Raw genomic sequence first — 12,924 nt, forward strand, 5'->3', positions numbered from 1 at the left:
GACATGACACGAAACTGTCATGCAGCTGTTACAATACGGCGTTAAGGCCACTCGCGACGCGGGAAAAACGCGTTGGACGGACCAGATTTCCGACAGGAGTAGGCCTTATGAACAAGATCATTCTCACGGCGTCGGCCGCGGCCATCGCGCTTGCCGCGTCGGCCGGCTATGCCGCAGCCCGCGACCAGATCCAGATCGCCGGTTCCTCGACCGTGCTTCCCTATGCCAAGATCGTCGCCGAGAATTTCGGCGAAGCATTCTCCGAGTTCAAGACGCCGGTGGTCGAATCCGGTGGCTCGTCGGGCGGCCTCAAGGAGTTCTGCAAAGGCGTGGGCGAAAGCACCATCGACATCGCCAATTCCTCGCGCCCGATCAAGGACTCCGAGGTCAAGGCCTGTGCCGATGCCGGCGTGACCGACATCCAGGAAGTGCGCATCGGCTATGACGGCATCGTATTCGCCACCGACATCAACGGCCCGGATTGGGCGCTGGCGCCGGAAGACCTCTATAAGGCGCTTGCAGCCCAGGTGATCGTGGACGGCAAGCTGGTGGCCAACACCGCCGCCAAGTGGAACGAAGTCAACCCGAACCTGCCCGACTGGGATATCGCCGCCTATATCCCCGGCGAAAAGCACGGCACGCGCGAAGTGTTCGAAGAAAAGCTGCTGGCCGAGGGCTGCAAGGCTACCGGCGCGCTCGACGCGATCAAGGCGACCGGCCTTGACGACAAGGCTGCCGCTGCCGCCTGCATCGCGGTGCGCAAGGACGGCAAGGCTGTCGACATCGACGGCGACTACACCGAGACCCTGGCCCGCATCGACTCCAACAAGACCGGCGTGGGCGTGTTCGGTCTCGCCTTCTACGAAAACAATGCCGACAAGCTGAAGGTCGCGACCGTCTCCGGCATCTCGCCGTCGACCGAGACTATCGCAGCTGGTGAGTATCCGGTCTCGCGTCCGCTGTTCTTCTATGTCAAGAAGGCGCATCTCGGCGTCGTTCCCGGCCTGAAGGAATATGTGGAATTCTTCCTTTCCGACGAAATGGTTGGCCCCGACGGCCCGCTGGCCGAATATGGTCTGGTTGCGGCCCCTGATGAAGAGCGCGACGCCCAGCGTGAAGCGTTCGACGCCGGCAAGACCATGTAATTATAGAAAATGGGCGCGGGCAGTCATTGCCTGCGCCCGTTTCCAGCCTGTCAGAACCGATCTGCCGCTAAGTCCAGGTTGAATTCTGATGCGGTGTGATCCAGGAAGTGCCGGCATATGAGCGCAGCTACCGTCCTTCTCATCGTCCTGGCCATCGGGGCCGCGGCCTTCGCTGTGGCCTATCGTCGTGCTGCTGGCCTGAGGCCGGAGGCCGGGCAGAAACTGCATTCGCGCGCCGGCTATCACGGCGCTTACGCGTTCGTCATGGCGGTCCTGCCGGCAATCCTGTTCCTGGCGCTGTGGAAGGCCGCAAGCCCGGCCTATGTGGAAAACGCCGTCTGGAACGATCTGCCGGAGCAGGTGCAAACTGCTCCTGACAGCAACAAATCGCTGCTCATGGGCATGGTGACCAGTATCGGCGATGGCGTGCGCCGCCTGAGCGATGCCGAGCTGGAACAGGCCAAGGCCGGCAGCGTCGATCTGCGTGAACTATTCGCTGCCAAGGGCGTTGCGCTCGCCTCCAGCGGCGAGCCCTACATGGTCCCCGCCGCTGTCGCCTATAACGAGATGACGGACGCTTCGGTCCGCTACTCCGGGATCGGCACCATTCTTCTGGCGCTTGCCGGCGCTGTCTACGGCCTCACCGGTATTTCCGTGCGCAGGCGCGCCCGTAACAATGTCGAGCGCATCATGCTGTGGGGGCTGATGGCGGCTTCCACCATCGCCATACTGACGACGATCGGCATCGTGCTGTCGATGTTGTTCCAGACGATTTCCTTCTTCCAATCCGTGCCACTGTCGAACTTCTTCTTTGGAACCGTCTGGGACCCGCGCTTCGCGGCGGCCGGTTCGGGCGGGACGACAGGGCAATTCGGGCTCATTCCGCTGCTTGCCGGCACGCTCTACATTGCGCTGGTGGCGATGCTGTTTGCGGTGCCGATCGGGCTGTTTGCCGCCATCTATATGGCCGAGTACGCTTCCAGGCGGGTGCGCTCGATCGTCAAGCCGGTGCTGGAAATCCTCGCCGGCATCCCCACCATCGTCTACGGTATCTTTGCCCTTGCGACCGTCGGTCCATTGCTGCGCGACCTCAGCGCGGCCCTTGCCGGCGGCCAGCCTTTCATCCTGGCGCAGAGCGTGCTGACCGCCGGCTTGGTCATGGGCATCATGCTCATCCCCTTCGTCTCCTCGCTGTCGGACGACATCATCACGGCGGTGCCGCGTGCCATGCATGACGGCTCGCTCGGGCTAGGTGCTACGCGGTCGGAGACGATGCGGCGGGTGATCCTACCAGCGGCGCTGCCCGGGATCGTCGGTGCGCTGCTGCTCACTGCATCGCGTGCCATCGGCGAGACCATGATCGTGGTGCTGGCGGCTGGCGTGGCTGCCAACCTCACCATCAATCCGGGCGAGGCGATGACCACGATCACCGTCAAGATCGTCAACCAGCTCACCGGCGACCTCGAATTCACCTCGCCGCAGACGCTGGTCGCCTTCGCGCTCGGTATCACGCTGTTTGCGATCACGCTCGCCATGAACGTGTTTGCCCTCTACATCGTCCGCAAATATCGGGAACAGTACGAATGACCGATCTGTCGCTCTCCGAGGGCAAGGTTGCCCCGCGCGCAAGACGCGATATCGGCCTGAGGCGGCGCTATGCGGCCGAAGCCCGCTTCCGCTTCTACGGGATATTCGCCATCGCGCTTGGCATTTTCTTCCTGCTGGCGCTGCTGTTTACCGTGTTCAAGGGCGGTTACACCGCGTTCTGGCAGACCTCCATCAACCTGCCGATCACCTTTGACGCCGAGACAATCGACCCAGACAACAAGCGGGCGACTGATCCCGGCAAGCTGCTCACCGCCAATTACACGGTGCTGGCGCGCAATGCGCTGGCCGAAAAGCTCGGCATCGATGTCGAGGACAAGGCCAATCGCGCCGACCTCAAGCTGGTGTCGGGCCTGATCTCTCAGGGCGTACGCACCCAGTTGCGTGACATCGTCGTGGCTGATCCGTCAGTGATCGGCACCACGCGCAATGTCTGGGTGCTCGCTGCGGCCGATGTCGATTCCGCCCATAAGGGCCAGATCGACCTGGCGGTGCCGGAGGCGCGGCGCAAGGTCAAGGATCAGCAGGTTGAGTGGATGAACAAGCTTTCGCAAGAGGGCATGATGGCCGAGCGCTTCAATAGCGGCCTGTTCACCTTCGGTGCGTCCAGCCGGCCGGAGACCTCCGGCATGGGCGTGGCTCTGATCGGCTCGCTCTACATGATGCTGATCGTTCTGGTGCTGTCGCTGCCCATCGGCGTCGCCGCCTCGATCTATCTTGAGGAATTTGCGCCGAAGAACCGGATGACCGACCTGATCGAGGTCAATATCAACAATCTGGCGGCCGTTCCCTCGATCGTGTTCGGTCTGCTCGGCCTTGCCGTCTTCATAAATTTCGCCGGGCTGCCGCGTTCGGCCTCTCTGGTCGGCGGCCTTGTGCTGACGCTGATGACGCTGCCCACCATCATCATCGCGACACGCGCGGCGCTGAAGGCGGTGCCGCCCTCGATCCGCTCGGCGGCACTGGGTGTCGGTGCATCCAGGATGCAGATGGTGTTCCATCATGTGCTGCCGCTGGCCGCCCCCGGTATCCTTACCGGCACCATTATCGGCCTGGCGCAGGCGCTCGGCGAAACGGCGCCGCTTCTCTTGATCGGCATGGTCGCCTTCGTCGCCAACTATCCGGCGACGCCCATGGATCCGGCGACCGCGCTGCCGGTGCAGATCTTCATGTGGGCCAATGAGGCGGAGCGTGCCTTCGTGGAACGCACATCGGGCGCTATCATCATCCTGCTCCTCTTCCTGGCAGCGATGAACCTTGCCGCCATCATTCTGCGCCGTCGGTTCGAACGCCGGTGGTAAAGGGGTATAAGGATATGAACATGCTGACGGATGTTGCGATGGAACAGAAACTCGCGCCGACGCAGGATCAACATATGATCAAGATCCAGGGCCAGGAAGTTTGCGTCCATTATGGCGAGAAGCAGGCGCTGTTTTCCGTCAATCTCGATGTCCGCGAAAATCAGGTGACGGCGCTGATCGGGCCCTCCGGCTGCGGCAAGTCCACCTTCCTGCGCTGCCTCAATCGCATGAACGACACCATCGACAGCGCGCGCGTCAGCGGCACGATCACGCTTGATGGCGAGAACATATACGACAAGGCGATCGACGTGGTGGAGCTCAGGGCGCGCGTCGGCATGGTCTTCCAGAAGCCCAATCCGTTTCCCAAATCGATCTATGAGAACGTCGCCTATGGACCGCGCATCCACGGGCTGGCGAAGAAGAAGGCCGATCTCGACGAGATCGTCGAGACCAGCCTGAAGAAGGCGGCGATCTGGAATGAGGTGAAGGACCGGCTGCACGAGGCCGGCACCGGCCTTTCCGGCGGCCAGCAGCAGCGCCTGTGTATCGCGCGCGCCATTGCGGTGTCGCCCGAGGTGATCCTGATGGACGAGCCCTGCTCGGCGCTCGACCCGATCGCCACCGCAAGGGTGGAGGAACTGATCGACGAGTTGCGCCAGAACTACACCATCGTCATCGTGACCCATTCCATGCAGCAGGCGGCGCGCGTGTCGCAGCGCACGGCAATGTTCCATCTCGGCTATCTGGTCGAGGAGGGCGACACCGACAAGATGTTCACCAACCCGGACGACAAGCGGACGCAGGATTACATCACCGGCCGGTTCGGCTGATTTCACAGCCTGCGCAGACGCATACGGCCGCTTCAAGAACGGATTGCGAGGACCCGACCATGGGCAATCATACCGTCACCTCATTCGATGAAGAACTGGGCGCCATCGACCGGTTGATCCGCGACATGGGCGATCTGGCCGAGACCATGGTCGATGCCTCGATAAGGGCACTGCTTGACTCGGATGCGGCACTTTCCCAGCGCACCATTTCCGACGATGCCATCATGGATGCAAGGCAGCGCGAGCTGGACGACCGGGCGATCACGCTGATCGCCAAGCGCCAGCCCATGGCGCAGGACCTGCGTGCGGTGGTCGGCGCCATCCGCATGGCCGGCGATCTGGAGCGCATCGGCGATCTCGCCAAGAACATCGCCAAGCGCGTCAATGCGGTCGGCGAAGCGCCGACGCCACGCAGCCTCTCGCACGGCATCGAGGCCATGTCGGGCCTGGTGCTGACGCAGATTCGCGGCGTGGTCGATAAATATGTGTCGCGCCAGGCCGGGGATCTCAAGGCGCTGCGCGCTGCCGACGAACAGATCGACATCCAGTATACCGCAGTGTTCCGGGAACTTCTGACCTACATGATGGAAGATCCGCGCAACATCACCGCCTGCACGCATCTTCTGTTCTGTGCCAAGAATCTGGAGCGCATCGGCGACCATGTCACCAATATTGCGGAAAACGCCTATTACGTGATGACGGGTGAGCAGCTGCCGCCGAACCGGCCGAAGCTCGACGAAACCTCAATGACGGCGCCGGCCTGAAGGCCGGGATTGGACGGCAAGGCATGATTTCACCCAAGATCATGGTGGTCGAGGACGAGGAGCCGCTGGGCGTCCTGCTTCGTTACAATCTGGAATCGGAAGGCTATCAGGTCGAGGTCGTCACGCGCGGCGACGAGGCCGAGATCAGGCTGCAGGAAAACGTACCCGACCTTTTGGTGCTGGACTGGATGCTGCCGGCCGTGTCGGGCATCGAACTGTGCCGCCGCCTGCGCATGCGCCCCGAGACGGAGCGTCTGCCGGTGATCATGCTGACGGCACGCGGCGAGGAGAGCGACCGTGTGCGCGGGCTTTCGACCGGCGCGGACGACTATCTGGTCAAGCCGTTTTCGACACCGGAATTCATGGCGCGGGTAAAGGCGCTCTTGCGCCGCGCCAAGCCGGAAGTGCTCTCCAGCGTGCTCAAGGTCGGTGATATCGTGCTCGACCGCGAGGCGCACCGCGTCTATCGCCGCAAGAGCGAGATCAAGCTGGGGCCGACGGAATTCCGTCTGCTCGAATTCATGATGCGCCATCCCGGACGCGTGTTTTCGCGCAGCCAGCTTCTCGACAATGTCTGGGGCGAGACGATCTATATCGACGAGCGCACCGTGGACGTGCATGTCGGGCGCCTGCGCAAGGCGGTCAACAATGGGCGCATGCCCGACGTCATCCGCACCATCCGCGGCTCGGGCTACGCCATCCGCGAAGATTAGACTTCCTCAGATCACGCCCGGCGCGAATATCTCCTGATCGAGATAGGTCAGCGCGCGCATGGTGCAGCCCTCGCGGATCAGCGGCAATTCGTTGGGTTCGATGTCGAAGGAGATCGCATTGCTGTGCTGGCCGCCGGCAGTGCGGCCGATCGCATTGCGCAGCGGCGGCTCGATGAGGTCGAAGGCCGCCGCACCGATACCGACAATGGCGACAGGCGCGGGATCGATCAGCGCAAACAGGCTGCCGAGGCCGAAGCCGATCGCTTCGCCGGCCTTGCGGAATGCATCGCGCTCGGGGCCGTCTCCGGCGCGGCCGCGATCGGCAAGCGCCTTCATGTCTTCATCGGTGATGTCGGCCAGTGGCGTCTCGTTCTCGCTTGCCTGGCGCGCATTGCGCCAGATGGCGTAGTTGCCGGCATAGGCCTCGATGCATCCGTGCTGGCCGCAGCGGCAGAGCGCGCCGTCTGGACGGTGGACCATATGGCCGAATTCGCAGCCTGACGATTGCGTGCCCGTAAACAATTCGCCCTTGAGCATCAGGCCCATGCCGATGCCGTGGGAGAGCAGAACGGCGATGAAATCGCTGCGGTAGCGTGCCGGGTCACGCCAGCGCAACGCGACGGCGATCATGTTGCAGTCATTGTCCAGCGTGACTGGAATGCCGGTCTCCTGCTCCAGATAATCGGCAAAACCGATATCGGCGTGGGGAGTGATCGGCGACCACAGCATCATGCGGGCGGCCGCATCCGTGGTGCCCTGCACGGCCATGCCGATCCGAAGCACGCGCACGCCGCTTTTCCTGCGAGCTCGATCTGGCGCTTCACCATGGCAACACATTCGCCGACCAGCTCAGTCCTTGAGGCAGCCAGCGTTCCGAGCTTCCGGCTCTCTTCCGAAACGATGTTCCCCGCATAGTCGATCACGGCTACGGAGAGGAAGTTGAGCGACAGCACCACGGCGACGATTTCGGCTGCGGTGGAGTTGAGGCCGAGCGCGACCTGTGGGCGGCCCCGCTTTTGCGACGCCGCTTCCGTCCGGCTTGTCTCGATCAATATGCCTTCCGCGATCAGATCGGCGCAAATGGCGGAAATCGTCGAGTGGCTGAGCCCGGTCGAAGCGGCAATCTCTGTGCGCGACGGCTGACAGGAGCGCCGCACCGCTGAAATGACCAAAGCGCGGTTGCGCTTGCGCAGATCGTCGTGACGGATCGCGACAGTCATGGTTTCCACTCCTTCACGCGGCATCCCATCCCGTGTTCGACGGGACCGGTCAACCGGGCACGGAAAATATTGACAGAAGTCCCGGCATCGGTCATTCTTTTTTTCGAGGCTCGAAAAAAAGCTTCCGTTAAGACTTTTAGTCAGCGCGCCCCGGGCGCCAGGGAGGAAATCATGAGGAAATTTGCTACCGCCATGCTGGCGGGCGTCGCAATATCTCTGACGCTCGCGAATGTCGCGCATGCGAAGGACAAGATCATCGGCGTTTCCTGGTCGAACTTCCAGGAGGAGCGCTGGAAAACTGACGAGGCGGCCATCAAGGCGGCGCTCGAGGCTTCCGGCGACAAGTATATTTCGGCGGATGCCCAATCGTCGGCCGCCAAGCAACTCACCGATGTGGAAAGCCTGATTGCGCAGGGCGCCAATGCACTGATTATCCTCGCCCAGGATTCGAGCGCCATTGCGCCAGCGGTAGAGAAGGCTGTCGCGGAAGGCATCCCGGTCGTCGGCTATGACCGTCTGATCGAAAACAAGGACGCCTTCTATCTGACCTTCGACAACAAGGAGGTCGGTCGCATGGAGGCCAAGGGCGTCTATGACGTGAAGCCGGAAGGCAATTATGTCTTCATCAAGGGCTCGGGCGCGGATCCGAATGCCGACTTCCTGTTCGCCGGCCAGATGGAAGTGCTGAAGGAGGCGGTCGATTCTGGTAAGATCAAGAATGTTGGCGAGGCCTATACGGATGGCTGGCTGCCGGCCAATGCCCAGAAGAACATGGAGCAGTTCCTGACCGCCAATGACAACAAGGTCGATGCGGTCGTGGCTTCCAATGACGGTACAGCGGGCGGGGCGATCGCCGCGCTCGATGCTCAGGGCCTCGCCGGTTCCGTCCCCGTTTCCGGCCAGGACGGCGACCACGCCGCGCTGAACCGCATCGCGCTTGGCACGCAGACGGTGTCGGTGTGGAAGGATTCACGCGAACTGGGCAAGGCGGCGGCGGAGATTGCCGTCCAGCTTGCCGAGGGTACGGCGCTCGATGCCATCCCTAATGTGGTGAAGTTCAATGGAGGCCCGGCCGGGGTCGAGATGAATTCGGTGCTGTTGAAGCCGGTTCCGATCACCAAGGACAACCTCAATATCGTCATTGATGCAGGCTGGGTATCCAAGGATGTGGTCTGCCAGGGTGTCGCGGCAGGTTCGGTCCCTGCCTGCAACTGAGACGGGTAGTCGAACGGCGTGCCGCGGGTCAAGCTGCGGCACGCCGCTTTCGCCCCCAGCCGGCGATATCTGTGGTCGTGTGCCTGATTTCTGCGCGGTTCGGAATCGAAACCGGTTTCCACCGATCCTGGAATTGCTCTAGGATGAGGCGACGCATCGGCACGGACCAGCAGCCCCCAGGGAGGAAGTCATGACCGAGGTGACATCGAACGCACCCTTGGAGGGGGCGCGGGCGTCCGAGCTTGGCCCAGTCGCCAGGTTCCTCAAGGCAACCGAACTGGACACCCGCATGTTGGGGATGGTCGGCGCGTTGCTGGTCATCTGGATGGGCTTCCACATATTGTCGAACGGGCTGTTCCTGACGCCGCGCAATCTGTGGAACCTGTCGGTGCAGTCGTCGTCGGTCGCGGTCATGGCAACCGGCATGGTGCTGGTCATCGTCACGCGCAATATCGATCTGTCTGTCGGCTCGCTGCTCGGCTTCGTCGGCATGATCATGGGTGTGACCCAGGCCATGTTCCTGCCGCGTGTCATCGGGCTTCCGCTTGGCGACCCGACGATCTGGATCATTGCGCTTGCGGCCGGGCTGGCGGTCGGGCTGGTCATCGGCGCCCTCCAAGGCTTCCTGATTGCCTATCTGGCGATCCCGTCCTTCATCGTCACGCTTGGCGGTCTCTTGGTGTGGCGCGGCGCGGCCTGGTGGGTCACCAGCGGCCAGACGGTGGCGCCGATGGACGCGACGTTCCGGTTGATGGGCGGCGGACCGGGAGGCTCGATCGGTGCAAGCTGGAGCTGGGTCGTGGGGCTCGTTGCCTGTGTGGCAGTCATATTGATGTTGATGTCAGGCCGTGCGCAGCGCAAGCGCTTCAAATTTCCGCTGCGGCCGGTATGGGCGGAGGTGTTCCTCGGCATTCTCGTTTCCAGCGTCATCCTCGGTGCGGTCTGGGTAGCGAATTCCTATCCATGGCCGGCCGGCACCGTGCGCCGATATGCCGAAGCCAACAACATCACCATTCCGGAAGGCGGGCTTTTCATCTCTCACGGCATTGCCGTTCCGGTGCTGATGGCGGTCGCCGCCGGCATCATCGTGACCTTCATCGCCACGCGGACCCGGTTCGGCCGCTATGTCTTTGCCATAGGCGGCAATCCGGAGGCAGCCGAGCTTGCCGGTATCAACACGCGCTGGGTGACGATGAAGGTGTTCATGCTGATGGGGCTGCTCGCCTCCTTTAGCGCGGCGATCTCCACGGCACGGCTGAACGCCTCGACCAATGCCCAGGGCACGCTGGACGAGCTTCTAGTGATTGCGGCGGCGGTGATCGGCGGAACTTCGCTCGCCGGCGGTGTCGGCACTGTTGCCGGAGCCATGCTCGGTGCCGTGCTGATGCAGTCGCTGCAATCGGGCATGGTGCTGCTCGGCGTCGACACGCCGCTGCAGAACATCGTGGTCGGCTTCGTGCTGGTCGTCGCGGTCTGGCTCGACACGCTCTATCGGCGCCGGGCCCAGTGAAAGGGGAACTTGCCATGGACCAGTCACCCGCTCCGCTCGTCGAAATGAGGAATATGTCGATTGCCTTCGGCGGCATCCGGGCCGTGGACGATGCCTCGGTCGATCTTCATGCCGGCGAGGTCGTTGCGCTGCTTGGCCACAATGGTGCGGGCAAGTCGACGCTGATCAAGATCCTGTCCGGTGCCTACAGGCGGGATGCCGGCACGATCTTCGTCAATGGCGAGGAGGCGCAGATCTCAAATCCGCGCGATGCCAAGAAATACGGTATCGAGACGATCTACCAGACGCTGGCGCTTGCCGACAATGTGGACGCGGCGGCCAACCTTTTCCTCGGCCGAGAGCTTCGTACCGCATGGGGGACGCTGGACGACGTCGCCATGGAGGCCGAGGCGCGCAAGGTGATGGGGCGGCTCAATCCACGCTTCCAGCGCTTCAAGGACCCTGTCGTCAGGCTTTCGGGCGGGCAACGCCAGTCCGTTGCGATTGCACGAGCCATTCTCTTCAACGCGCGTATCCTGATCATGGACGAGCCGACGGCAGCCCTTGGCCCGCAGGAGACCGCGCAGGTCGGCGAACTGGTCAAGCAGCTCAAGGCGGATGGCATAGGCATATTCCTGATCAGCCACGATATTCATGATGTATTCGACCTTGCCGACCGCGTCTGCGTCATGAAGAACGGGCAGGTCGTCGGCACTGCGCGCACGCAGGACGTGACCAAGGACGAAGTGCTGGGAATGATCATCCTCGGCAAGTGTCCGCCGGGCGCCATTCCCGGACCGGGAGCCATGACCATGGCAGCATGACACACTGCAACCTGTAATTGTCTTCCGGCTATTAGTGCCATATGGCCATTGCATTCGTTTCACTACCCGATAAGAAATGTCGGGATGAGAAACAAGCAGACCTGGTCCTTGAGGAAGTTCCTCTCCGTTGCGGTTTTTCTCGCAGTTGCTCTGGCGAGCATCGCAATGGCCGGCTTCGCCTATTTTGCAGCCCAGGAGGCGGCGCGTTTCAAGTTCGAGGCGACGGTGGACGATGCGATCAATCGCATCGAGGGGCGTCTGGACCTGCATCTTTCCCTGTTGCGCGCGACACAGGCCCTGTTCGATGCCCGTCAGGGAGAGGTTTCGCGCGCGGAATTCAAGTCCTTCTTTGATGCGCTCGATATAGAAAATAACTTCAAGGGCCTGCGCGGGGTCGGGTTTCTCGGGCTGGCAAAGCGCGGGGAAGAGGGCGCGGTCGAGCGCAAGATTGAGGCGATCCACGGCGTTGCGCGGCCCATCCATCCCGAATCCAGCGAGCCATGGCGGACACCGGTCATGCTCTATGAGCCGCTCGACCCGGCCGATCCTTCCGGCATCGGCTTCGACATGTTCACTGAGCCGGCACGCCGATCGGCGATCGAAATGGCATTGGAGAATAACGCCCCGCGTGCAACTTCCAGGATCATTCTTGGCGGGGAGGGTGCCAGCAACCAGCAGGTGCCGGGCTTCCTGGTGTTTGCCCGCGTCGGGAAAAAAGTGGGTGCGCCCGTCCAGCAAAGCGATCCCTATTCGAATGTGGTCGGCCTGGTCTATGTGGCCTTTCGCACCGGCGACCTGTTTCAGGCCGCGCTCGGATCGGCGCCGCGGCTGCCGGTGAATGCAGAGGTCTTCGACGGCACTGTGTCGGACGACAATCTGTTTTACCGGACCCCTGCAGCCCCCGATCCCAGCTATGGCGAGGACTTCCGCATAACCCGCAACATCGTTCTGGCCGGGCGGCCCTGGACCATCCGGTTCCGGCCGACCGAAGCCTTCTCCGAGCCGTCTTCGCCGACCATTCCGGTGATGCTGGGTCTGTTCGGCCTGTTGCTTGCAGGGGCTATTGCGCTGGTGGCCCGCTATCAGGAGCGGGCTTACACCGCCGTTTCACGGCTTCATGAAACCACCGAAAAGAGCCTCCTGGAAAAGGATCTGATGCTTCAGGAAATGAAGCATCGCATCAAGAACTCCATTACCAGGGTCCTTGCCATGGCACGCCAGACGGCGGCACACGCAAAGGACGTCGAGGAATTCTCCACCTCCTTTGCAGCTCGGCTTCAGGCGATGGCTGCGTCACAGGACATGCTGACGCGCTCGCGCTGGCAAAAGGCCGATCTCGGCGAATTGCTGCAGATCGAGCTCGGCCAGGTTTTCGGCAAGGAACTGTCCGACGACATGCTGTTAGGGCCGAGGGTGTTGCTTGATGAAACCGCCACCCAGGCCCTTGGCCTGACGTTTCACGAACTTGCAACCAACGCGCTGAAATATGGTGAGGCCGGAAACTCAGCGGCGGCGCTCAAGGTCAGATGGGAAGTGCGCGGCAAAAGAAGCGAGAAGCGCCTTTATCTGACCTGGACCGAGAGTGGCAACAAGGCGGTCGGGGCCCCGGAAAAGACCGGATTCGGGACCAAGCTGATCGACATGAACATCACCCGCGAACTCTACGGCACGATCAAACGCGACTATCGTGTTGAGGGGTTGGTCGTCAGGATCGAAATCCCCCTGAGCGCGATGGCACGAAAGAAAAAATAGAACAGCGCGGCAGAATGCGTTGTCTACATGCCTACAGTTCGACGATCGATTTGAACCCGCCATAGA

At 62.2% G+C, this 12,924-nt stretch carries 10 protein-coding genes and 1 pseudogene; 10 read left to right on the forward strand and 1 reads right to left on the reverse strand.

Going from position 1 to position 12,924, the window contains the following annotated elements; all coding sequences use genetic code 11:
* Positions 1 to 107: 107 nt before the first annotated feature.
* The 6 genes from EET67_RS04190 (at position 108) to phoB (ending at position 6,358) form a co-directional block, all read left to right on the forward strand.
* On the forward strand, positions 108 to 1,145 hold the full coding sequence (locus EET67_RS04190) for a PstS family phosphate ABC transporter substrate-binding protein (protein WP_128624964.1): 1,038 nt from the start codon (positions 108 to 110) through the stop codon (positions 1,143 to 1,145).
* 117 nt (positions 1,146 to 1,262) lie between these two features.
* Entirely contained in the window at positions 1,263 to 2,732 is a 1,470-nt protein-coding gene (gene pstC / locus EET67_RS04195; protein ID WP_128624965.1) for a phosphate ABC transporter permease subunit PstC, read from the forward strand.
* Positions 2,729 to 4,051, forward strand: a complete 1,323-nt coding sequence (pstA, locus tag EET67_RS04200; protein WP_128624966.1) for a phosphate ABC transporter permease PstA — start codon at positions 2,729 to 2,731, stop codon at positions 4,049 to 4,051. Before pstC ends, pstA begins: the two co-directional genes overlap by 4 nt.
* 38 nt (positions 4,052 to 4,089) lie before the next feature.
* Entirely contained in the window at positions 4,090 to 4,881 is a 792-nt protein-coding gene (gene pstB / locus EET67_RS04205; protein ID WP_425359504.1) for a phosphate ABC transporter ATP-binding protein PstB, read from the forward strand.
* A 59-nt stretch (positions 4,882 to 4,940) separates the two neighbouring features.
* Positions 4,941 to 5,645: a phosphate signaling complex protein PhoU gene (gene phoU / locus EET67_RS04210; protein WP_128624968.1), complete on the forward strand. Its 705-nt coding sequence runs from the start codon at positions 4,941 to 4,943 to the stop codon at positions 5,643 to 5,645.
* A gap of 23 nt (positions 5,646 to 5,668) precedes the next feature.
* Positions 5,669 to 6,358 carry a phosphate regulon transcriptional regulator PhoB gene (gene phoB, locus EET67_RS04215; protein WP_128624969.1) on the forward strand — a complete coding sequence of 230 codons (690 nt, stop codon included), beginning with the start codon at positions 5,669 to 5,671 and terminating at the stop codon, positions 6,356 to 6,358.
* A gap of 6 nt (positions 6,359 to 6,364) precedes the next feature.
* Here phoB and EET67_RS26570 read toward each other — a convergent pair.
* Positions 6,365 to 7,578: pseudogene (locus EET67_RS26570) on the reverse strand (ROK family transcriptional regulator).
* 171 nt (positions 7,579 to 7,749) lie between these two features.
* Here EET67_RS26570 and xylF point away from each other — a divergent pair.
* From xylF to EET67_RS04240, 4 genes are all read left to right on the forward strand, one after another.
* Entirely contained in the window at positions 7,750 to 8,793 is a 1,044-nt protein-coding gene (gene xylF, locus EET67_RS04225) for a D-xylose ABC transporter substrate-binding protein (protein WP_128624970.1), read from the forward strand.
* Between the two features lie 190 nt (positions 8,794 to 8,983).
* Positions 8,984 to 10,303 (forward strand): sugar ABC transporter permease, encoded by a 1,320-nt coding sequence (locus EET67_RS04230; protein WP_128624971.1) that lies wholly within the window; start codon positions 8,984 to 8,986, stop codon positions 10,301 to 10,303.
* A 14-nt stretch (positions 10,304 to 10,317) separates the two neighbouring features.
* On the forward strand, positions 10,318 to 11,106 hold the full coding sequence (locus EET67_RS04235; RefSeq protein ID WP_128624972.1) for an ATP-binding cassette domain-containing protein: 789 nt from the start codon (positions 10,318 to 10,320) through the stop codon (positions 11,104 to 11,106).
* 84 nt (positions 11,107 to 11,190) lie between these two features.
* Positions 11,191 to 12,858, forward strand: a complete 1,668-nt coding sequence (locus EET67_RS04240; protein ID WP_128624973.1) for a CHASE domain-containing protein — start codon at positions 11,191 to 11,193, stop codon at positions 12,856 to 12,858.
* Positions 12,859 to 12,924: the final 66 nt, after the last annotated feature.

The sequence above is a fragment of the Borborobacter arsenicus genome (assembly GCF_003934165.1).
Classification (GTDB): domain Bacteria; phylum Pseudomonadota; class Alphaproteobacteria; order Rhizobiales; family Rhizobiaceae; genus Pseudaminobacter; species Pseudaminobacter arsenicus.

Bases quoted from the DNA above. Each gene is read 5' to 3' on its own strand.
- EET67_RS04190 (WP_128624964.1), top strand. From the start codon at position 108: ATGAACAAGATCATTCTCACGGCGTCGGCCGCGGCCATCGCGCTTGCC.
- pstC (WP_128624965.1), top strand. From the start codon at position 1,263: ATGAGCGCAGCTACCGTCCTTCTCATCGTCCTGGCCATCGGGGCCGCG.
- pstA (WP_128624966.1), top strand. From the start codon at position 2,729: ATGACCGATCTGTCGCTCTCCGAGGGCAAGGTTGCCCCGCGCGCAAGA.
- pstB (WP_425359504.1), top strand. From the start codon at position 4,090: ATGGAACAGAAACTCGCGCCGACGCAGGATCAACATATGATCAAGATC.
- phoU (WP_128624968.1), top strand. From the start codon at position 4,941: ATGGGCAATCATACCGTCACCTCATTCGATGAAGAACTGGGCGCCATC.
- phoB (WP_128624969.1), top strand. From the start codon at position 5,669: ATGATTTCACCCAAGATCATGGTGGTCGAGGACGAGGAGCCGCTGGGC.
- xylF (WP_128624970.1), top strand. From the start codon at position 7,750: ATGAGGAAATTTGCTACCGCCATGCTGGCGGGCGTCGCAATATCTCTG.
- EET67_RS04230 (WP_128624971.1), top strand. From the start codon at position 8,984: ATGACCGAGGTGACATCGAACGCACCCTTGGAGGGGGCGCGGGCGTCC.
- EET67_RS04235 (WP_128624972.1), top strand. From the start codon at position 10,318: ATGGACCAGTCACCCGCTCCGCTCGTCGAAATGAGGAATATGTCGATT.
- EET67_RS04240 (WP_128624973.1), top strand. From the start codon at position 11,191: ATGAGAAACAAGCAGACCTGGTCCTTGAGGAAGTTCCTCTCCGTTGCG.